This is a genomic window from Zunongwangia sp. L-65, assembly GCF_056859415.1.
In genome coordinates this window covers 64,937-85,424 of sequence record NZ_JBSXOK010000047.1, presented here as the reverse complement: position 1 = coordinate 85,424, position 20,488 = coordinate 64,937, and the positions used below count along the sequence as shown (strand labels likewise).

Genomic DNA, 20,488 nt, shown 5'->3' with positions numbered 1-20,488 from the left:
TCAATTCAATAAAAATTTGTCCGTTGGTAAATCTTTATAAAATCTTTATAAGTTAATACTTAAATTTACAAACAAAAGGTGCGTTCAATTCTTCACAGAAATATAAGTTTAGGTAAGCAATATGCCATAGGGATGTCTATTATTTTGCTAGCGTCGCTTACTTCTTACTTTTTTCAGGATTTTATGGGCTATAAAGTAGTTGCTTTAATCCTGTTACTAGCGGTTTCGCTTACCGCGGTAATTTTTTCTATTTTACCCGTACTGGTTTGTGCACTGTTAAGCGCGCTTATCCTCAATTTTTTCTTTATTCCTCCTGTACTCACCTTTAAAATTAATACGGCTGAAGATTTATTGTTGTTTTTAATGTACCTGCTCATCGCTATGATCAATGCTGTGCTAACTATCAAAATAAGGCAGATGGAGGATAAAAAAAGGGATGAAGCAGAAAAAGAGAAAACCATAGCCTTATACAATACCTTACTTAATTCTTTATCACATGAACTTAGAACTCCGATAGCGACGATATTGGGGTCTGTAGATACCATCGTTGAAAACGAAAAAAAATTGTCGAAAGAAAACATACAATCCCTTTATCATGAAATTTCGACTGCCGGAAATCGATTGAACCGTCAGGTTGAAAACCTGCTAAATATGAGTCGGTTAGATGCAGGTATGCTAAAACCTAATTTCGATTGGGTAGATGTGAATGAACTGGTGTTTATGGTCATAAATGAAAATACAGAAAGACATGAACTGCAAAACATAGTATTTGAACCCAACGATAATGTGGCTTTAGTCTTACTGGACGGTGGTTTTTTAGAGATGATCCTGTACAACCTTATCCACAACGCGATGCGTCATAATCCAAAAAACACAACTATTCTTGTATTATGCGATTATCGGGATAATAAGTTGGTTATAGATATTTCAGATAACGGATCGGGTTTCCCTAAAGACCAAATAGAACTGGTTTTTAATAAGTTCTATAAAATGAAAGGTACAGCTACCGGAGGTACAGGACTTGGCCTTTCTATAGTTAAAGGCTTTACAGAAGCTTTAAACGGAAAAATCACGCTGGAAAATATAAAGACGGGAGGCGCGCATTTTCATATTGAAATCCCTGCTCAAATATCAACCTTAGACATCCAAGAAAATGAATAATCCCAAAATTCTTATTATAGATGACGAGCCCCAGATTCGTAAATTATTACAAATAAATTTAGAAAGTAATGATTATAAAGTCTTTGAGGCCGGTACTGCCAAAGAAGGTATTTTGCTTGCTGCCCGCTATACACCCGATTTGATACTGCTGGATATCGGTTTACCCGATAAAAATGGTCATCAGGTCCTTCAGGAACTAAGACAATGGTTTAATAATCCCATTTTAATTCTTTCTGTTCAGGATAATGAAGCCGATATTGTATCGGCTCTCGACAATGGGGCAACGGACTATTTAACCAAACCTTTTCGTACCGGGGAATTATTAGCTCGTATACGTTCTGCGATACGTAACAGTCAAAATACCGATAATAACGCCATACTAACTACCGGGGATATTAGTATAGATTTTGTCGCCCGGATAATAAAAGTGCGTGAACATATCATTAAACTCACTTCTACCGAATATGAATTGCTTTTCCTTCTAGCCAGGAACGAAGGAAAAGTGTTAACCCATCACTATTTACTAAGAAAAGTATGGGGGCCTAGTTTTCAGTTAGAAACTCAATACCTGCGTGTTTTTATTGGTAACTTAAGAAAGAAAATTGAAGCCAATCCAAACCATCCAAAACACATTATTACCGAAAGTGGTATTGGGTACCGTTTTCAGTAATTAGCAGCGTCACCGAATGCTACTATCTTATTACGAAATGTTTTTAGCCCTGCCAGGAATATTATCTTACGAGCTTGATGATTATCTGGTTGCTGCGAAATTATAAAATAATTCTTCGGTTTATATCTGGGGGCTACCTCGACAATCTTTATAAAATCTTTATACCTTTCATTTAAATCTTGATTTTTAGTAAAGCAATCGCTGCCGAGATTTGTAACATCAAATAGCATTGGATCCATGATGACTTCATGTATGCGATAAAATTTATGTTATGAATGCTAAGGCAACTCACTTTTTTACTACAGCCCATTCCAAAATTATTATAGAAGTCTACGCTTCAATAAAAGATTTGCAGCATCAATTAGCACTTCAGGAATTAGAAGAGCTACGGGCGACTCTTAACTGTAATTTACTTATTCTTCAAAAAGTTGACGCTCTTATCGCTGCGCAATCTGCAACCGAGTTTGAAGGTAAACTTAAAGAAGCCCAGGCCTGCCTGAAGGCATTATTACTAACTTTTGAAGACGGGGAAAAACTACTTTTTGCCAGACCATCTGCGGTTAAAACAAGACTGCGGAATATCGAAAACCTCCTTCAGAAAATAGTTATTAATCCTAATTAAACTTTATATAAATGTTTAAAACAATACTTCAACAGATTGCTATTTTGCAATTAATCCTGGGAGGCGTTATCCTCGTTCCCGGTGTCGTTGCCGTTATCTATGGAGAGTGGTATTCATTACTGGGCTTCTGTATTTCTTCACTTATGATTTCAGGCATAGCCTACGGGATCTATAAAAGCCTTAAAAACGTAGAAGATCCACAATATCAACAATCTTTAATGATCGCAGCCTTAGGTTGGTTGATGATTATCGTTATGGGCAGTATTCCCTATTATATGATTGCCCAATTTACCCCTTTAGAAGTGATGCAGTCTTTTGTGCCGTCGGGATTAGAGTATGAGTCCAGTTTACTGAATTTCCGAAATCCCTTACACTGTTTGTTTGAAAGCACAAGTGCTTTTACCACTACGGGACTCACTATGTCTTATCACGAACCTTCTATAGGAAAATCATTAATGTTTTATCGTTGTTTCTCGCAGTGGATAGGAGGGGCAGGTTTTATCGTGATGGCACTAGCCATTTTTAAACAAATCCCAGGGCAATCTGCCCTTCTTTTGTATGGTTCTGAGGCCAGTGGCACCAAATTAAAAACCAATGTGATCCAAACAGCCCGTTCTATATGGAAAATATACGTTTTCATCACGTTTTTAATGGCCGTTTACCTGTTTATTGGCACTTATTTTATTTTGCCGGATTATCCAATTGCAGAAAATATTTTTGATGCTGTAAACCATGCGATGGCCGGCCAGTCTACCGGGGGATTTAGTACACTGGACGATAGTATTGCAGGTTACCAGTCGGCAAAAATGGAAATTCTTTTTTTGTTGCCCATGCTGGTTGGCGGCTTTTCTATTCCTTTTTTGTACAGGTTCACCATCCTGCAAAATTATAAACTGCTATGGCATGATATCCAAACCCGGGCTTTTATTATAGCTTCGGTTATAGGTGGGATTTTATTATCGGTTTTACTGATGAATTCAAACGGGGTATCGGATCCGGTACGTGAAGGTATTTTTCAATTTGTAAGCGGTTTATCCACTACGGGCTGGCAAACAGCGAATATTGGAGCATGGGATGATTTACCGGTGCTTTTTATGGTTGCTGGTGCCATGATTATTGGAGGTTCCGCAGGGGGAACAGTTGGAGGAATAAAAATTATAAGAGCCCTTCTACTACAAAAAGGCTTGCGCTGGCATATTAATAAAATCTTTGCTTCAGAGCATACCATAAAAAAGGTGAAATTTAATAATCGCTATCTACTTCCTGCAGAAATGAATGAGGAATTGGCCAGGGCAGGATTATTTACGCTTATCTACTTACTATTTGTGTTTTTTTCTACCTGTTTTACCGTGTATTTTATGCAAGATGGATATACCCTCGCCGATGCGATATTCGAATCGGCTTCAGCTCAGGGTACGGTGGGACTTTCTACAGGAATTTCAGATCCCTCTATGAACCCAGTACTGGAGTTAATATATATCATACAAATGTGGGCGGGAAGAATTGAAATCATTCCGATTCTGGTATTGGTGAGGGTGCTACTTTATGGTACAAAAATCAGAAACATTTAAATTTAAAAATCATATAAATATGAATATTATAATAGTTGGTGCAGGAAAAACTGGAAAGCATGTTATTGAAGCCGCACTTAAAGATCGTCAAAATGTTTATGTTATTGAAAAAGACGAGCGTATTGCTAATCTTGCGGCTACCAATTATGATTGTGTGGTCATTAATGCCGATGCCACAAATCCAGATACGCTAAAAGAAGCAAAGGCAGAGGATGCCCATGCCATCATTGTAACTACGAATGATGATGCGGTAAACTCGCTTGTTATCTTACTGGCAAAAAAAATGGGGATTACACGATTGGTAAGTTCGGTAAATAACGATGATCTTTTACCGGTTTTTGAACAATTGGGTATTGATACGGTAGAGAGCCCTTATCGCTTAAACGGTAAATACCTATATCGTGCCATGCTTGGGCCCAATGTAAAAGAGTTTTTGGATCTTGGGGATGGTTACGAGCTGTTGGAAATGATGGTTGAAAAAAACTCAAAGATCTCCAACCAGTATATAAAATCCTTATCTAAGGATAAAATTTTGCCCTCAGATTCTTTGGTGGTGCTTATCAAAAGAAACAATCAGGTTATTATTCCTGAAGGAGATACCCGAATTTTTGTTAACGATATCCTGGTGGTTTTATCCCGAAAAAATGTAGTTGCCGAAATTTCTAAAATTTTTGGAGCTGTTTAAGTATGTAAAACCGATCTCAGAATTGAAAAAGCGACCAATTTATTGAATTATAGTGAGGAAGGTTTATAACTGAACGAATAAGTCTAATAGACCTATAATTTGAGTGTTAAGCTAGTAGGGTGGAAGTGTAGCAGAATGCTATCTATACCTTATTAATCCGTAGCTTTTGAAATATATTTTTAAAGGGGCTCAGCATCGCATTTAATTATTTGGCACGATTGGACTACAACTCCAAACGATCCAGCTACTTTCTTTAGACTAGTATACAGCAACTTTGTCTTGTATAATTAATCTAAAAAAACATTAAAAAATGGAAAATGTAAAAGGAAAAGTCGTGGCAATTACCGGAGCTAGTAGTGGTATTGGCGAAGCCATAGCCAAACATCTTGCTTCATTAGGAGCAAAAGTGGTATTAGGAGCTAGAAGAACAGCCAAATTAGAAACCATTTCTAATGTAATCAAGGCAAATGGTGGTGAGGCCGTATATACCAAATTAGATGTAACAGTACCTGAAAGCCTTCGTGCTTTTGTAGATTTTAGCTTAGAATGCTATGGAACTTTGGATGTATTTGTAAATAATGCAGGATTAATGCCACTATCCATGATCAATAATTACAAGATTAAAGAATGGCACCAAATGATCGATGTGAACATTAAAGGTGTACTACATGGGATCGCTGCTGCTTTACCGGTATTTGAAGAAAAAGATAGTGGCCAATTTGTAAATATCAGCTCTGTAGGCGACCGTTGGGTGGGACCGACTTCTACAGTGTATAGTGCGACGAAATTTGCCGTGAGGGCAATTTCAGATGGTTTAAGACAGGAAGTAAGCCGCAATATACGGGTGGCATTAATCGCTCCCGGGGCTACCGAATCAGAATTACCCAATACGATTAGCGATCCCGAGTTAAAGAAAATGGCTATTGAAACTTTTAGAAAAGAAACAATATCAGGATTGGCTATTGCCAAAGCTGTAGCTTTTGCTATTGCTCAACCTGAAGATGTTGATGTAAACGAATTAGTTGTTCGTCCCACAGCACAAAAAAACTTATAATATAACCACGCAAACACCTCTTTAATGGCGAGTAGAACAATACCAGATACCAAGGATTATACAAAGATTATATAAGCGGGGCGGTTTACTGTTGTTGAATTTAAAGAGGGATATGGTATCAAAATAACACTTTATAAAAGACAATAATTTGTAATGTACTATTTAGTAAATTAGGAGCTATGGAAAAGACGTTTCGCTTCAACTCAATTGCTGAATTTCATACGTTTTGCAATTTGCCTGCTGCCGAGCATCCTCTAATCAGTTTGATTGATTATAGTAAGGTGAGCTATCCGGTAAATGAAACCCAATGGCAATGGATTCAGGAGTTTTATTCGATAGGATTGAAGCGAAATGTCAATGCTCGATTCAATTATGGGCAACAAGCTTATGATTTTAATTCAGGAGTACTCACTTTTGTATCACCCCTACAGTTTCTTAAGATTGAAATGAATCCTGAAGTAGAAGTAGAAGCTACCGGTTGGCTTTTACTCATTCATCCTGATTTTTTATTTGGTACCGATTTAGCTAAAAAAATAAAGTCGTACGATTTCTTTCATTATGCGGTAAATGAAGCACTTTTTTTATCAGAAAAAGAAGAAGAGGTGATTGTTGATTTATTGAAAAATATTCAACGGGAATACCAGTCCAATATCGACCGATTTAGTCAAGAGCTTATTATATCACAGTTATTGCAATTACTGATCTATGCAGAGCGTTTTTATGAGCGCCAATTTTTTACCCGTAAAAAAACGAATATGGAGTTGGTGGAGCAGTTTGAACAGGTCTTATCAAACTATTTCAATAACGGAAAGGCATTGCAAAATGGGATTCCATCGGTAACCCATATAGCAGATCAGCTGCATATCTCTGCCAATTATTTGGGTAGTGTTTTGCGGATGTATACTAAGCAAAATACACAACAACATATTCAGCATAGATTAATCGAATACGCCAAAGAAAAACTATCTACAACTCATCTTTCTGTTAGTGAAATAGCTTACGAATTAGGTTTTGAGCATCCTCAATCCTTTAGTAAATTATTCAAGAATAAAACAAATCAATCTCCATTGGAATTTAGACAATCCTTCAATTAATGACGAGGTTTTATATAAGGTGATCTTTCAAACGACTATATTAAATGAAGCGACAAGACCAAAATTTCCTGAGCAATATTTAAGTTTCGTCCAAATGAATTGGAATGTATAGACTACTTAGAATCTAAAAATAATTACAAGAATATCGATTAGCGAATTAATTAATTTATCAAAGAGACAAAAAATGTCTAATTACGTATTTACGATTAAATCAGTTTAATCAACAGGCCCAAATCCTGCGATCAATTACTTTTCTTTCAAAAGACTAGCCTTATTATACTCGTAATTCATGCGCGCTATATTTAGTACTGAAATATTTTCCGGACACTCTACCTGACAGGCTTCGGTATTAGAACAATGACCAAAAAACTCTTTTTCCATTTGTTCTACCATTTTTTTTATACGCAAATGAGTTTCCTTTTGACCCTGCGGAAGCAATTCCAACTGAGTTATTTTTGCACTAGTAAATAGGGCAGCGCTGGCGTTTTTACAACTCGCTACACAAGCGCCACAACCGATACAGGCGGCAGCATCGAATGCAGCCTCTGCTTCTTCATTAGATATTGGGATACTGTTGGCTTCCGGAGCCTGCCCGGTATCCACAGAAATATAGCCCCCAGAGGCAATGATACGGTCGAAAGCTGAACGATCTATTTTAAGATCGCGTACTATCGGGAAAGATTTGGCCCTAAATGGTTCAATGTAGATCGTGTCTCCATCTTTAAAAGACCTCATATGTAGCTGGCAGGTAGTAGTATTTTTTAATGGGCCGTGGGCAATTCCATTAATCATCATCCCACACTGTCCGCAAATACCTTCACGACAATCATGATCGAACTCTACCGGATATTCTCCTTGTTTGATCAGCTTCATATTAAGTGTGTCTAACATTTCCAAAAAAGACATTTCCTGGCTAACATGATCTAAAGTATAGGTTTGAAAGCCTCCTTTACTTTGATTGTCTTTTTGTCGCCATATTTGTAGATTAATTTTCATAGCTTACTATTTATAACTTCTTAGGGTTGGTTGTACAAATTCAAAAACTAAAGCTTCTTTATGTAATTTGGGATTTGAAGGTTCCTTATTCCATTCCCAGGCAGCAACATAGCTAAAATGTTCATCGTCACGTTTCGCTTCGCCATCTTCGGTTTGATATTCTTCCCTAAAATGTGCTCCGCAAGATTCCTCGCGATGTAATGCATCAATACACATTAATTCGGCCAATTCCATATAATCTGCTACGCGACCAGCTTTTTCCAGCTCACTATTTACTTCATTGATATCACCGGGTACCAGTAGGTTGGTGTTAAATTCTTCCCGTAGTTTACGGATGTTTACAATCGCTTTTTCCAGTCCTTGTTTAGAGCGGGAGAGTCCGCATTTATCATAAAGTTCGCGCCCCAGTTCTTTATGAAATTCTTCTGCTGTTTTTGTTCCTTTAATAGTTAAAAAATCTTGTAGTTGTTTCCTGGATTTTTCTTCAGCAACTTCAAATGCCGGATCTTGGATGTCTGTTTTTGGGACGTTTATTTCCCCTGCCAAATAATTAGCCAGCGTATATGGTAAAATAAAATAACCATCTACACAGGCTTGTAATAGAGAGTTAGCCCCAAGTCTATTCGAGCCATGGTCTGAAAAATTAGCCTCTCCAATAGCAAAGAGTCCTGGGATAGATGTCATTAACTCATAATCTACCCAAAGTCCACCCATCGAAAAATGGGCGGAGGGGGATATTTTCATGGGCTCTTTATAAGCATCTATACCTGTAATTTTATGGTACATGTCAAAAAGATTTCCATAGCGCTCTTTAATGACTTCTTTTCCGTATTCTTTTAAAGCCCTGGAAAAATCAAGATACACTGCATTTTTTAGTGTGCCCACACCTTTAGAGGCATCGATCTGTTCTTTAGCAGCACGAGATGCAATATCTCTTGGAGCCAGATTTCCAAAAGAGGGATATTTTCGTTCCAAATAATAATCCCTTTCTTCTTCTGGAATCGCATTGGGATGTCGACTTTCATCTTTATCTATTGGTACCCAAATACGTCCGTCGTTTCTTAAGGATTCAGACATTAGCGTAAGCTTAGACTGATATTCACCACTTTGCGGAAGTGAAGTAGGATGGATTTGAGTCCAGCTGGGATTTGCCATTAATGCACCTTTTTTATGCGCCCTCCAAATGGCAGAAGCATTACAGCCCATAGCAAGGGTAGAGAGGTAGTAAATTTTACCAAAACCCCCGGTAGCCAGTACCACGCAGTGAGCACCATGACGTTCAATCTCTCCGGTATCTAAATTTCTTGCAATAATACCTTTTGCTTTGCCCTCAATGATGACAAGGTCCAAGAGTTCATGCCTGGCAAATAATTTTACTTTTCCTGTATGTACCTGGCGCATTAATGCCTGATAGGCGCCTAAAAGTAATTGTTGTCCTGTTTGACCACGTGCGTAGAATGTTCGGGATACCTGCACACCACCAAAAGAGCGGTTACGTAAGTATCCTCCGTACTCGCGGCCAAAAGGAACTCCCTGCGCCACGGCCTGATCGATTAGGCTGGTAGAGCATTCTGCCAATCGATAGGTATTCGCTTCACGGGAACGAAAATCTCCTCCTTTTAAGGTATCATAGAACATTCGGTAAACGCTATCGCCGTCGTTTTTATAGTTTTTAGCAGCATTAACACCGCCCTGCGCTGCTACAGAATGTGCCCTGCGTGGCGTGTCCTGGAAACAAAAGCTTTTAACATTATATCCCATTTCAGCTAAGGAAGCCGCTGCAGAAGCACCGGCCAGACCGGTACCCACGACAATAACTTCTAATTTTTTACGATTGTTGGGATTAACCAGTTTCGCATTCTTTTTATAATTCTGCCATTTTTTTTCTAAAGGGCCGTCCGGTATTTTTGTTTGAAGTGACATTTCTATAGTAATTAGGATTTACAATAAATGGTGATAGGAATGATGAGGTATCCCAGAGTAATGACGATGGCAAAAACAAGACTTAGTATTTTTATTAGCCTGCTATAAAAAGAATGATAAACCCCAAGACTGCGGTGGGCACTAAAAACGCCATGTAATAAATGGAAACCAAGAGCCAGAAAAGCCAGGCTATAAAGCAACACATACCACAGCTCACCAAAGGAAGTTACCACAAGGCTATATAGATCTTTATATCCATTTTCATCAAAAGGCAGTTGTCCTCCATATTTATAAGCATACCAAAAATCTTTAAAATGAATGACAAGAAAAAGGAATATTATAATCCCTAAAAACATCATATTTCTAGAATACCATGTACTCGCCCTGGATCGTCTATTGTATTGAAGACGGGGACCATTAGCCTTTTTCGACTTTATACGTAGATAAATAGCATCGATCGTATGGGCCAGGATGCAGCCATAGAGTACATAAGCAATAATTTCAACAAGTATATTCGTAGATAGGAAATTGCTGTACCAGTTATATTGTAACCGCGCCTGTTCTTCTGGTAACAATAGTTGCAAGTTTCCCAATAAATGTATGATCAGGAAAAAAGACAGAAAGAGACCTGTTAAGGCCATTAAATTTTTTCTTGTTAAGGTATTTTTGAAGTAAACAATCATAATTGAAATTATTTAAAAGCAATTTGATATTGAATTAAAATTTTGGAACCGTCGTATTGCCTACTGCCGGGGATATTGGTTTGATAATCACTAATAACACCTACTAAAGATAATTTAGAACTGTAATCGCCTACATAAACCAAACTCAGCATAGGAATATGTTCACGTAGAATACGTCCGCTTTTCTGAATATTTTCATCCAGATACTCTTCTCGAAAACTAAATTCCAGCGCTTGCAACCATGAGTTATTTACGCCATATTTTAAGTGAAACAAAACGTACATTCCTTGTGATCGGTAATTTTTAAGTGGCTCGTTAACCTCCTGATTTGCTTTTTCAAATTCCAGAAAATTTGTGCCATTTTTATATTCAGTATGCATATCCAACTTCCAGTTTTTGTTAAAAAAATAGCTCAATTTAGCATCAATTCCATAGGCATTGGCATGCCTATTCTCATAGTTGGCAACTGCGCCGTTGATGCCTAGTTGTAGGTACGACAAGGGAAAATATTCCAAACGAAGTGCGTAATTTTCCGTATTCGGCTTATTGTGGAAATTGTTTTTTATCCTACCGTTATAGGCGGTAAAATAATAATATACAGGTATTTTTTGCGGTAATAAATTGCCGTAAACTGCAGCTCCTATCTGGAAACTTTGCCAGGTGTTTTTACCAAATAAACTATACTGGTTAGACCATTTATAAGAATTGTTCAATTGAAAGGGATAAGAGTCTTCCAAACCAAAATAGGGCCTGAACTGTCCTAATCTTAAATTAAAAAAATCGTTACCCGCATAATTTATAAAGGCATTTTCCAAAATCCGGTTAGTGAGATTTTCATATTTAAAATCTGCCAAATTCACCAGGATAGCACCAGAAAACCTGTTATTAATTTTAAACGATGTAGACAGGCGAACATATTGCATTTCGAATGAGCGCCGTACGATTTTTTGATTTTCATCATCATTAGCAATATGGTGTAAGCCGGTATAATCCAAATTTTCTGTAAGAGATACACCATAGCGTCCTACAATCAACGATTGCAAATTAATAGCGCTATTTGCAAGACCTTGTTTTTGAATGATTTCCTGGGGGTAGCAAGCTGTTGTATATACAAGAAGTAATAGCACGAGCAAGATTGAATGAACACATAAATGGCCCAGCATAATAAGAGATTTTAGTTTTTATAATGGCTTATCAAAGTGCGAAAAACTACAATTGTGAGCATTATTTAATAAGGATAACGTTTTTGTGTAAAAAATTGTTTTTACAAAATCATAAAACAGAAATAGTTGAGGTATGTAGCTGCCTGTTACTTTCAAATATCCGTAGTCATATGTTTGAGATTACTATTTGTTTTGACCTTTTTCAGCAGTTTTCTTAATCAGAATTTCAAAACTTTATATATGGATTTTATAGGTTAAAAAGAAGACCGAGGTTAAAATGACCTCGATCTTCTCCAACAAAAAACCAATAAGAACCTTACAAATCTGATGGTATTTTATGATGCTCATCAATTAGTGGGCCTCCTTCCATAATTTCCTGACTTGCTTTTGCAGCAAATTTCTCAAAGTTTAAATGGAAGGAATGTGCTAATTGAATTGACTTTTGAATATACGTTCCTTTTTGAAGCCATGTATTGATAGGGTTCAGCATTTCAGAAGGTACCCCGGCACAGTATTTTGGCATGGATAATCCAAATATTGGGTGTGTTTCATAATCCACATCAGCTAGATGTCCATTCAATATCTCACTGATCATTCGTCTGGTGTATTTTAATTTTATTCTTGATCCAACCCCGTAAGGTCCGCCACTCCATCCGGTATTTATTAACCAAACATTTACGTTAGCTTCCCGCATTTTTTTGCTTAACATTTCAGCATAAACTGTGGGATGTAAAGGCATAAAAGGTTCTCCAAAGCATGCAGAGAAAGAGGGGACAGGTTCAGTTATTCCGGCTTCGGTACCCGCTACTTTCGCAGTATATCCTGAAATAAAATGGTAAGCTGCCTGTCCCGGGCTAAGTTTAGAAACGGGAGGAAGAACACCAAAGGCATCACAGGTTAAAAAGAATATGTTTGAAGGATTCTCGCCATAAGAATTTTCCTGAATATTTTCTATATGTTCTATAGGATAACTCACCCTGGTATTTTGAGTAATACTACTATCCAGAAAATCTACTTCCCCGTTTTCATCAAAGACAACATTTTCTAATAATGCCCCCGGTTTAATAGCTCTAAAAATGTCTGGTTCGTTTTCTTCGGTTAGGCCGATTACTTTGGCATAACAGCCTCCTTCAAAATTAAAGATTACATTGTCTGGTGTCCAGCCATGCTCATCGTCACCTATTAATTTTCGCTCGGGATCGGCAGAAAGGGTAGTCTTTCCTGTACCGGATAATCCAAAGAATATTGCGGTATCACCATCTTGCCCCACGTTAGCAGAGCAGTGCATAGGCAATACATTTTTCTCTTTAGGAAAAATTAAATTCAAGGCAGAGAAAATTCCTTTTTTCATTTCTCCGGTGTAAGCAGATCCACCAATTAAGGCTACTTTTTTAGTAAAATTAAGAATACTGAAGTTTTCTGCTCGCAGGCCATATTTTGTAGGAGATTCTTCTAAATAACCCGGCACACAAAGTACTAGCCATTCTTCTTCAAATTGTTCCAATTCTTCCTCGCTTAGTCGTAAAAACATATTTTTTACGAAAAAATTGGACCATGGATATTCAGTAATTGTCCTTACATTCATTCGGTATTCCGGAGATGCACAAACATAGCCGTCATGGATATAAATTTCTTTACCTTCCAGATAATCAGTTACACGATTATAAAGCTTATCGAAATTTTCAGGAGAGATGGGTTTATTTATTTTTCCCCACCATACATTTTTAGTGTACTCGTCCTGAACCAAAAATCGATCCTGAGGAGATCTACCAGTAAACTTACCGGTATTTACGGCTAGAGTTCCGTTTTGGGTTTGTCTTCCCATTCCTTTTTTTAAGGTTATTTCTTGTAGTTCTTCACCGCTAAGGTTCCACTGTACCTTATTGTTTTTTAATCCGTATTTTGTAAGGTCCTGTGTTTTTGGATAATCTAAAAAATTACTCATGGTTATGAAATTATATGTGAGACATGTAAAACGATCAGATAAATTATATCAATTATGAAATAAAAAGTAATATGGCATATTAATAACGCCTTAATCTAAAATCAATAAAGGCTTTTCGCTATATATGGTCAGGATGTTAGTTAATTTGCCTTGTGAGGCCTTATCTTTTGCCAAATGCGTTTTAGGCATTATGGCAAGCATATCAATATGCTGTTTTTCCAGGTATTGATTAATACCTTCTACGATATCTTCATTGGCGATAAAGGTATGATGGGAATAGAACATCTCTAAAAAGTACTCTATTGTTTTTTCATTGAATTCATCATATTCAGAATCTCCCATCATCTTTTTATCCCTGCCAATGGTTAATAAATTCACCTTTGCATTAAAACGTCTGGCGATTTCCAGCAAGGTAAAAAGTACATTTCTATCTGGAATTTTTTCTTCTCCCGTGGTTAATACGATGTTTCGCAAATTAAAACCCTGTGATTTCTCGGGGATCACCAGTACCGGCATATCTACCTCTCTAATAAATTTAGAGGTATTGGAGGTCATATCTTTTCTGAATACTTCTGTGCCTCTGGTTCCTACAATTACTAAATCAATTTGTAATTCTTGGCGCAGCGCTAAAGCCAGGGTAGTTAATCTTCCGCGTTTTACTAATGGTTCTATTTCTGGATATTCAGGTTTATCATATTCATTAATGATACTTTTTAATTTTTTATGAGCATCGTCTTCATTGGTATGCTCGTCTATCAAATGCAACAGATATATCTTTAATATTGGTTTTTCATGCATCGCAAATTCAACTGAATACTTAAGAGCGTTTTCAGAAGCTTTGGAAAAGTCGAATGGGATAAGTAAGGTTTTCATAATTAAAAGGTTTAAGATGGATTGTGTTAGCGTTACTTAGCTAATTAATTGTGATCTCTAAAATCAAACACTATAGGAAGTGAGTATGAAATTCTCACAGGTCTATTCCTTTGCATACCAGGGGTCATTTGGGGTAAACTTTTAATTACCCGTTCAGCTTCTTGTTCCAACAAAATATGCGGAGCTCTAGATTTAATTTCTGATACTTTACCAAATTCGTCTATTTTGAATAAGACAATGATTCGGTTTTTACCAGAAACACCGGCTTCGGTGCCTATTTCAGTATTAAAATTTGTCCTTACAAATTCATCTATTTTTTGGATCATACATTGTTTTCGTGCTTCATTATCCTTTAAATCTTCGCAACCCGGATAGATAGGAACTTCTTCGACAAAAACAAATGGTACCTGCTCGATTTCTTCTTCCACCTCACTTCCTGAAATATCTGAAACTTCAGCAATAACATTAATCTTGATATCCTGATTACTTTCTGTAGAGGTGATTTCATCTTCTTCAATATCTATATCATTTTCGACCAAATCTATAATTTCAGGAACCTCTGGCGCAGGGGGTGGAGGTGGGGGAGGCGGAGTATTCATTTGGGTTACTGGTATTTCTAAAATTCTTTCTTCTTCCACTTCCATAATAAAATTATCCTGGCTGGTAACATTATAGGTTCGCATCTCGATCATAAAGTAAACAGAGGATAGCACTATGATTAGCCCAATTTGAAAAAAAATCAAACTTCCTCTATTAAGGTCAGCTTTTGGATTTTTCTTGGTTTTCATGGCATTTGGCTTAAATATTAACACTCAGTGATTATTTTCTAAGGAAAAATTTCCTTTAAATAATTTCCTGCCTATCGCACCCATTTTTAAAATATTAAAAAATCAAACTTTAATATTTCGTTATTTTCCATAATAAAGGTATGAATTGTCCTGAGTGAAAAAACTGATAAATATCAGCTTATACGGTCAATTTTTTATTTTGAGCTTATTTTAGAAGCAGTTGTTTTTAAAATGTATTGCTATTGAATCCCGGGATCGATAATTACTGGGATTACCGGTTTGTTTCTAACCAAAATAGAATCATTAAAATATCAAATAGCTATCGGGATCGGGATGCCTGGAATTAGAAAAAAAATAATAAATATTTTCTGGACATTCTTTGAAGTACTTTCCTTCAAAACCTGATAATTATCAACTTAAAAGCGCAGGCGTTGTTTTAATTTTAATCTGAACTTTAATGCGTTTAAAAATGGAATTTTTAAATAATAGTTATTTGATACTCTTTTTGATTATCTGTTTAGGTTTTATGCTAGGGAATCTAAAGGTGAAAGGCATTTCATTAGATATTTCTGCGATTATTTTTGTGGCCTTAATATTTGGACATTTAGGCGCTACGCTACCCGATATTTTAGAAAAAATAGGGCTTATTTTATTTATCTATACCATTGGCCTCCAGGCAGGACCTGGTTTTTTTGAGGCATTTAAAGACCAGGGGAAAAACCTTATAGTTATAGCGGTTGTCGTTGTGCTTTCTGCAACCTTGCTTACGTATATTGCTATCCTAATATTTGATATCGATAAGCCAATTGCTATTGGCTTACTTTCCGGCGCCTTAACCAGTACCCCCGGATTAGCTGCGGGAATAGATGTTACCAAATCTAATTTGGTCTCTATAGGGTATGGAATAGCATATCCATTGGGAGTTATTCTCGTTATCATTTTTGTAAGGCTCTATCCCCAATTATTTAAACTGAATATTGATGATCTGGAAAAAGAATACAAACAAAAAATGACCGCTCATCAAAAACCTATATTTACTCGTAATTTTATTGTAGAAAATAATAGTGCCATAGGAATGAGCATAGAGCAGCTTGGTGTTAGAGAAATGACTAAAGGTATTATTTCCAGAGTTAAACATAACGACCATGTTTTTACCCCAACACCACAAACCGTATTACATAAAAACGATTTACTTAAAGCTGTGGGAACAGAAGATGCATTAAAACGAATAGGGCTTTTAATTGGTAGTACTACAGATGAAGAACTTTATTTTAACGAAGAATATGTAGTACAGTCTTTTTTAATTACCAAACCCCAGGTGGTCAATAAAAATCTTACACAGTTAAATTTAAGAGCTAAATACGATGCTACGATCACGCGATTAAGACGTAGTGGGATTGAACTTTCTGCCAGTCCCCGTACAAAATTGCAAATGGGGGACAAGATTACGCTGGTTTGTGCAAAAAATCATATCCAAAATATTTCTGAAATTTTAGGGGATGATAATACGAACTTATCAGATACCGATTTTTTTCCTATCGCTACAGGAATTGTCCTAGGAATACTAATTGGTCAAATCTCCCTAAATTTTGGGGCTTCTTTCCAGTTTAGTCTTGGGTTAACAGGAGGGATACTAATTGTAGCCATGCTATTGGGTCGACTAGGAAAAACAGGGCCGGTTTTATGGAGTATGAGTGGAACGGCGAATAATCTTTTGCGACAACTAGGACTAATGCTTTTTTTAGCTTCCGTAGGAACTAAAGCCGGTGCTACATTTGTGGAAACTTTTAATCAGTATGGAATTAACCTATTTATTGTGGGAGCAGTTGTTACGTTTTTTCCAATGCTTTTAGCCACTATAGTCGCCCGAATATTTTTAAAATTAAATATATTATCGATGTTGGGCACGCTTACAGGGGCGATGACCAGTACACCGGGACTTGCAGCCACAGACTCGCTTACAAAAAGCAATGCCCCCGCGGTGGCATATGCTACTGTTTACCCAATTGCTATGGTATTGCTTATCTTATGTATACAACTGTTAGGGCGTTTATAAAAAATCCTATGCTGAAGTGATTTTTATCTTTTAGCTGTAAGAAAGGTATTTGTAAGTGTATAATCCTGATTGTTTTTAGAAAAAAAGATATTCATTTTAGATTTGCTATTATAAACCAGTCATTTGACGCAACTAATGAAGTGAAAAAGGATCTACAATGTAAGGCCTTTAAAATGAATGCTTAGCAAGCATGATCTAATCCAGGTGAATAATGACCTTATTTTTATGTGTAATGTTAAAATATGTCCTCTTACATAAAATAAAGCTTTCCTACCCATATTTCATTTCAGTAGGTGGCAGTCAAAAAAAATTAATTTTTCAAGCTTTTATTTTGTGAATGTATCTTTCAAATTGTTTTTTAATTTAAATTTGATAAACAATCTTTTAATAAATTTTATATGTTTAAAAAATTACTAATTGTAGTCGCAATATTGACTACTATGATTTCTTTTAGCCAGGAAATTAATTTTGGTGTACAAGGAGGCTACATCAATATCGAGGGAAAATCTTCTAACTCTTTAGAGGATATTTCTACTTCAGGAAATTCCTCTGGATTTTATCTGGGTGCATTGGTTGACTTTACCTTATCAGATCATTTTCATTTACAACCTTCTGTTAATTATGCCAATGCCGATGATGTTAATTTTATAATCGTTCCGGTTCTTGCGCAGTATTACATACAAGATTCTGGCTTTTATCTTCAGGCAGGACCGCAAGGTACTTTTTTGCTAGACAACGTTTCAATAGGAGGAATCGATCTTTTAAATACTTTTGGGCTGGATTTAGCTTTTGGTGCGGGTTATAAAATTAATTCTAATTTTTTCGTAGAAGCAAAATACAGTTTTGAACTAACGAACAGGTTTTCAAAAGAGGTAAAAGATGCGGCTGATTCTGAGGGGATCGATGTTGATTCTGAATTTAATGCATTTAGTATAGGACTAGGATATAAGTTTTAAAAGATCCAGAATCATATTTAGCAAACGAGGAAGGGAATACTTCCTCGTTTGCTTTTTTTATAGGTGAAAAGCAAGTTGATTTCATTCCTATAGCTAAACTTTAAAAGACTCTCATTAAACATCTTTCTTTTTTTTAATTACAACCGGGGCAGGCAATCAGGATGGTGTTCAGAGAAATATCTGGACGTGCATTATTTGCTTTTAACAACATAAATTTGTTAATTGTTGCAATTAAGTTTGAGGCATCTGATATTCACTCATTTTTTAAATTTCTTAAATGCATAAATTATCTATTAAAACAAAAGCAACAGCACTAATTTCCTTAATATTCCTTGCAATCGGAGGCTTCCTGTTAAAAGAAGAGAATAATGCTTTTATCACAATTATGATTGTTAGTATTATTGTTGTAGCTGGATTAAGTAATCAAATCTTCAAAGAAAGAAAGTTACACGCAAAATCATCTTAGAAAAGATTCAGGAATAATTATTCGAAACCTCGAGTAAAAAACAATAAAAATCTTGTTTTTTACTGCAAAGAGTGATGAGTGCAACTTTTAAAAAGAATGTTTATCTTTGAGATTATGAGCACAGCAACAAAAACCAGTCATATCGGTAGAAAGATCAGCCGAATCAGAGAACTTCGAGGGATGAAGCAGGAAGCCCTTGCCGCAGAATTAGGGATCAGCCAACAAAGTGTATCCAGTTTAGAACAAAGCGAGCATATTGAAGATGAAAAGCTTGAAAGAGTGGCGAAAGTGTTAGGGGTGAGTAAAGAGGCTATTGAGAATTTTAGTGAAGAAAATTTGATATATAATATTCAAAATAATTATGAAGGCTCTAATAAAGGAGCTTCGTCTGTAAGTGTTTCTAATTTGAATTGTACGTTTAATCCTTTGGATAGGTTAGTTCAGGCTTATGAAGAAAAAGAAAAACTTTACGAAAGATTGTTGAAAGCTGAAAAAGAGAAAGTGGCTTATTTAGAGAAATTACTGGATAAGAAATAGTGAAAAAGAAAATATTTAAGATTTGAAAAAAGTGTCGATAGCCGGATAATATTCCGGTAAATCGGCACTTTTTTATTTACAAAACGAGTTGTATTTAATTGCTAAAAAAATTCAATCAAAATCATCTTTTAAACATCATGAAACAATTCACAAGTTTAATATTATTATTTTCCGTAATATGCTTTGCCCAAAATAAAAGCTATAGTATTAAAGGAACAATCAAAAACGCCGCATCCGATTATCTTTATATAATAGGGGAGGATTTTATTGATAGTACGAAGATTAAAGATGAAAAATTTGAGTTTAAAGGTCAATTTGATCATCCTAAAAAGATTAGTTTATCCACAAAGAATACAAGGCGTAGCGATGGAATATACTTGGAAAACTCTGATTATGAAATTGATTTGGAAGTAATTCCCGGTGATAAATCGATGTCAATTATACATCTTACTGGAAAAAGTAAAACTCAAAACCTTAAAAATGAGTTTGTATCTTTTTACGAATCAAATTATGATCAAAAGGATTTTGGACGTAAAGTGTACAATAAATTAGATACCTTAATTTCGGCATACCCTAAAAATCCATTGATAGGAGAAATGCTAGCGGCTATTGTTGAGCAAGGAGGAATTCTATCATCTTTTGAAGCTAGCGACTTATTAGACAAGCTAGACTTAAAATTCCAGAATAAATCTTCTATAAATGATATTAAAGTAAATATCAAAAAATATGAAAAATTTGAAATAGGCTCGAAACTACCTACAATTATTTTACCTAATGAGAATAATAAAATGGTAGACATTTCTAAGAGCAATGCTAAACTAACATTTATTGAATTTTGGTTTGTTGGATGCACACCATGCATGGAAGCAATACCAAAGCTAAAAGAAGTATACAAAAAATTTAATACTGAAAATGTAGAAATTATATTTATTGCTATACAAGAAAATAAAGAAAGCTGGAAAAATGCTCTAGAGAAATTCGATATGCCCTGGAAAAATCTAATTTGTGTGGATAAAACTAGTAACAAGACTATTCAATCTTTGCAAATTCAATTTTATCCATCTAGTTTTTTAGTAGATAAGAATAATCAGATTTTAGGTGTAAACTTAGAACCAATCCAACTAAAGAATAGATTAAAAGAGTTGCTTGCCGAAAAATCTTGATTTATAAATGGAATTTTTATCTATCCGCACCTAAATATAGTCGAGTGGACGGCTCCGCCAACAAATGACGGAGTGCACCTCT

General features: G+C 35.8%; 19 protein-coding genes. 12 read left to right on the top strand and 7 right to left on the bottom strand.

What is annotated here, in order from left to right; translation table 11 throughout:
* Positions 1-78: 78 nt before the first annotated feature.
* The 7 genes from AC13DP_RS05795 (at position 79) to AC13DP_RS05765 (ending at position 6,857) form a co-directional block, all read left to right on the top strand.
* The gene (locus tag AC13DP_RS05795; protein WP_228252479.1) at positions 79-1,161 is read left to right on the top strand and encodes a sensor histidine kinase; all 1,083 of its coding nucleotides are present in this window, start codon (positions 79-81) and stop codon (positions 1,159-1,161) included.
* A complete protein-coding gene (locus tag AC13DP_RS05790; protein ID WP_013070854.1) occupies positions 1,154-1,831 on the top strand; it encodes a response regulator in 678 nt (225 codons plus the stop codon). The genes AC13DP_RS05795 and AC13DP_RS05790 overlap by 8 nt, the downstream gene beginning before the upstream one ends.
* A 271-nt stretch (positions 1,832-2,102) precedes the next feature.
* Positions 2,103-2,453: a hypothetical protein gene (locus tag AC13DP_RS05785; RefSeq protein WP_483067424.1), complete on the top strand. Its 351-nt coding sequence runs from the start codon at positions 2,103-2,105 to the stop codon at positions 2,451-2,453.
* 11 nt (positions 2,454-2,464) lie between these two features.
* Positions 2,465-4,024 (top strand): TrkH family potassium uptake protein, encoded by a 1,560-nt coding sequence (locus AC13DP_RS05780; protein WP_013070852.1) that lies wholly within the window; start codon positions 2,465-2,467, stop codon positions 4,022-4,024.
* A gap of 19 nt (positions 4,025-4,043) precedes the next feature.
* On the top strand, positions 4,044-4,709 hold the full coding sequence (locus AC13DP_RS05775; protein ID WP_013070851.1) for a potassium channel family protein: 666 nt from the start codon (positions 4,044-4,046) through the stop codon (positions 4,707-4,709).
* Positions 4,710-5,019: 310 nt separating this feature from the next.
* Entirely contained in the window at positions 5,020-5,763 is a 744-nt protein-coding gene (locus AC13DP_RS05770) for an SDR family oxidoreductase (protein ID WP_228251383.1), read from the top strand.
* A 179-nt stretch (positions 5,764-5,942) separates the two neighbouring features.
* Complete coding sequence (locus tag AC13DP_RS05765; protein ID WP_228251384.1) at positions 5,943-6,857, top strand: helix-turn-helix domain-containing protein; 915 nt, start codon at positions 5,943-5,945, stop codon at positions 6,855-6,857.
* A gap of 246 nt (positions 6,858-7,103) precedes the next feature.
* On the opposite strand, the gene AC13DP_RS05760 is transcribed toward AC13DP_RS05765, so the two are convergent.
* From AC13DP_RS05760 to AC13DP_RS05730, 7 genes are all read right to left on the bottom strand, one after another.
* A complete protein-coding gene (locus tag AC13DP_RS05760; protein WP_013070848.1) occupies positions 7,104-7,853 on the bottom strand; it encodes a succinate dehydrogenase/fumarate reductase iron-sulfur subunit in 750 nt (249 codons plus the stop codon).
* A 6-nt stretch (positions 7,854-7,859) separates the two neighbouring features.
* Positions 7,860-9,776, bottom strand: a complete 1,917-nt coding sequence (locus AC13DP_RS05755; protein ID WP_347407638.1) for a fumarate reductase/succinate dehydrogenase flavoprotein subunit — start codon at positions 9,774-9,776, stop codon at positions 7,860-7,862.
* An 11-nt stretch (positions 9,777-9,787) separates the two neighbouring features.
* Complete coding sequence (locus tag AC13DP_RS05750; protein ID WP_228251387.1) at positions 9,788-10,459, bottom strand: succinate dehydrogenase cytochrome b subunit; 672 nt, start codon at positions 10,457-10,459, stop codon at positions 9,788-9,790.
* An 8-nt stretch (positions 10,460-10,467) separates the two neighbouring features.
* Positions 10,468-11,622, bottom strand: a complete 1,155-nt coding sequence (locus AC13DP_RS05745; protein WP_228251388.1) for a porin — start codon at positions 11,620-11,622, stop codon at positions 10,468-10,470.
* A 316-nt stretch (positions 11,623-11,938) separates the two neighbouring features.
* Positions 11,939-13,567, bottom strand: a complete 1,629-nt coding sequence (pckA, locus tag AC13DP_RS05740; protein WP_013070844.1) for a phosphoenolpyruvate carboxykinase (ATP) — start codon at positions 13,565-13,567, stop codon at positions 11,939-11,941.
* A gap of 90 nt (positions 13,568-13,657) precedes the next feature.
* A complete protein-coding gene (locus AC13DP_RS05735) occupies positions 13,658-14,440 on the bottom strand; it encodes a universal stress protein (RefSeq protein WP_228251389.1) in 783 nt (260 codons plus the stop codon).
* A 44-nt stretch (positions 14,441-14,484) separates the two neighbouring features.
* A complete protein-coding gene (locus AC13DP_RS05730) occupies positions 14,485-15,228 on the bottom strand; it encodes an energy transducer TonB (RefSeq protein WP_483067423.1) in 744 nt (247 codons plus the stop codon).
* Between the two features lie 469 nt (positions 15,229-15,697).
* Here AC13DP_RS05730 and AC13DP_RS05725 point away from each other — a divergent pair, with 469 nt between their 5' ends.
* The 5 genes from AC13DP_RS05725 to AC13DP_RS05705 all read left to right on the top strand — a co-directional run bounded on the left by AC13DP_RS05725 (position 15,698) and on the right by AC13DP_RS05705 (position 20,406).
* Positions 15,698-17,284 (top strand): aspartate:alanine exchanger family transporter, encoded by a 1,587-nt coding sequence (locus AC13DP_RS05725; RefSeq protein ID WP_228251391.1) that lies wholly within the window; start codon positions 15,698-15,700, stop codon positions 17,282-17,284.
* Positions 17,285-17,682: 398 nt separating this feature from the next.
* Complete coding sequence (locus AC13DP_RS05720; RefSeq protein WP_228251392.1) at positions 17,683-18,240, top strand: porin family protein; 558 nt, start codon at positions 17,683-17,685, stop codon at positions 18,238-18,240.
* Between the two features lie 277 nt (positions 18,241-18,517).
* Complete coding sequence (locus AC13DP_RS05715; protein ID WP_041578736.1) at positions 18,518-18,706, top strand: hypothetical protein; 189 nt, start codon at positions 18,518-18,520, stop codon at positions 18,704-18,706.
* 114 nt (positions 18,707-18,820) lie between these two features.
* Positions 18,821-19,243: a helix-turn-helix domain-containing protein gene (locus AC13DP_RS05710; protein ID WP_049771518.1), complete on the top strand. Its 423-nt coding sequence runs from the start codon at positions 18,821-18,823 to the stop codon at positions 19,241-19,243.
* Positions 19,244-19,380: 137 nt separating this feature from the next.
* A complete protein-coding gene (locus AC13DP_RS05705; protein ID WP_483067422.1) occupies positions 19,381-20,406 on the top strand; it encodes a thioredoxin-like domain-containing protein in 1,026 nt (341 codons plus the stop codon).
* The last annotated feature ends 82 nt before the right edge of the window (positions 20,407-20,488 follow it).

Coding starts and splice junctions, on each gene's coding strand:
- AC13DP_RS05790 (WP_013070854.1), top strand. CDS start 1,154: ATGAATAATCCCAAAATTCTTATTATAGATGACGAGCCCCAGATTCGT.
- AC13DP_RS05785 (WP_483067424.1), top strand. CDS start 2,103: ATGAATGCTAAGGCAACTCACTTTTTTACTACAGCCCATTCCAAAATT.
- AC13DP_RS05780 (WP_013070852.1), top strand. CDS start 2,465: ATGTTTAAAACAATACTTCAACAGATTGCTATTTTGCAATTAATCCTG.
- AC13DP_RS05775 (WP_013070851.1), top strand. CDS start 4,044: ATGAATATTATAATAGTTGGTGCAGGAAAAACTGGAAAGCATGTTATT.
- AC13DP_RS05770 (WP_228251383.1), top strand. CDS start 5,020: ATGGAAAATGTAAAAGGAAAAGTCGTGGCAATTACCGGAGCTAGTAGT.
- AC13DP_RS05765 (WP_228251384.1), top strand. CDS start 5,943: ATGGAAAAGACGTTTCGCTTCAACTCAATTGCTGAATTTCATACGTTT.
- AC13DP_RS05760 (WP_013070848.1), bottom strand. CDS start 7,853: ATGAAAATTAATCTACAAATATGGCGACAAAAAGACAATCAAAGTAAA.
- AC13DP_RS05755 (WP_347407638.1), bottom strand. CDS start 9,776: ATGTCACTTCAAACAAAAATACCGGACGGCCCTTTAGAAAAAAAATGG.
- AC13DP_RS05750 (WP_228251387.1), bottom strand. CDS start 10,459: ATGATTGTTTACTTCAAAAATACCTTAACAAGAAAAAATTTAATGGCC.
- AC13DP_RS05745 (WP_228251388.1), bottom strand. CDS start 11,622: ATGCTGGGCCATTTATGTGTTCATTCAATCTTGCTCGTGCTATTACTT.
- pckA (WP_013070844.1), bottom strand. CDS start 13,567: ATGAGTAATTTTTTAGATTATCCAAAAACACAGGACCTTACAAAATAC.
- AC13DP_RS05735 (WP_228251389.1), bottom strand. CDS start 14,440: ATGAAAACCTTACTTATCCCATTCGACTTTTCCAAAGCTTCTGAAAAC.
- AC13DP_RS05730 (WP_483067423.1), bottom strand. CDS start 15,228: ATGAAAACCAAGAAAAATCCAAAAGCTGACCTTAATAGAGGAAGTTTG.
- AC13DP_RS05725 (WP_228251391.1), top strand. CDS start 15,698: ATGGAATTTTTAAATAATAGTTATTTGATACTCTTTTTGATTATCTGT.
- AC13DP_RS05720 (WP_228251392.1), top strand. CDS start 17,683: ATGTTTAAAAAATTACTAATTGTAGTCGCAATATTGACTACTATGATT.
- AC13DP_RS05715 (WP_041578736.1), top strand. CDS start 18,518: ATGCATAAATTATCTATTAAAACAAAAGCAACAGCACTAATTTCCTTA.
- AC13DP_RS05710 (WP_049771518.1), top strand. CDS start 18,821: ATGAGCACAGCAACAAAAACCAGTCATATCGGTAGAAAGATCAGCCGA.
- AC13DP_RS05705 (WP_483067422.1), top strand. CDS start 19,381: ATGAAACAATTCACAAGTTTAATATTATTATTTTCCGTAATATGCTTT.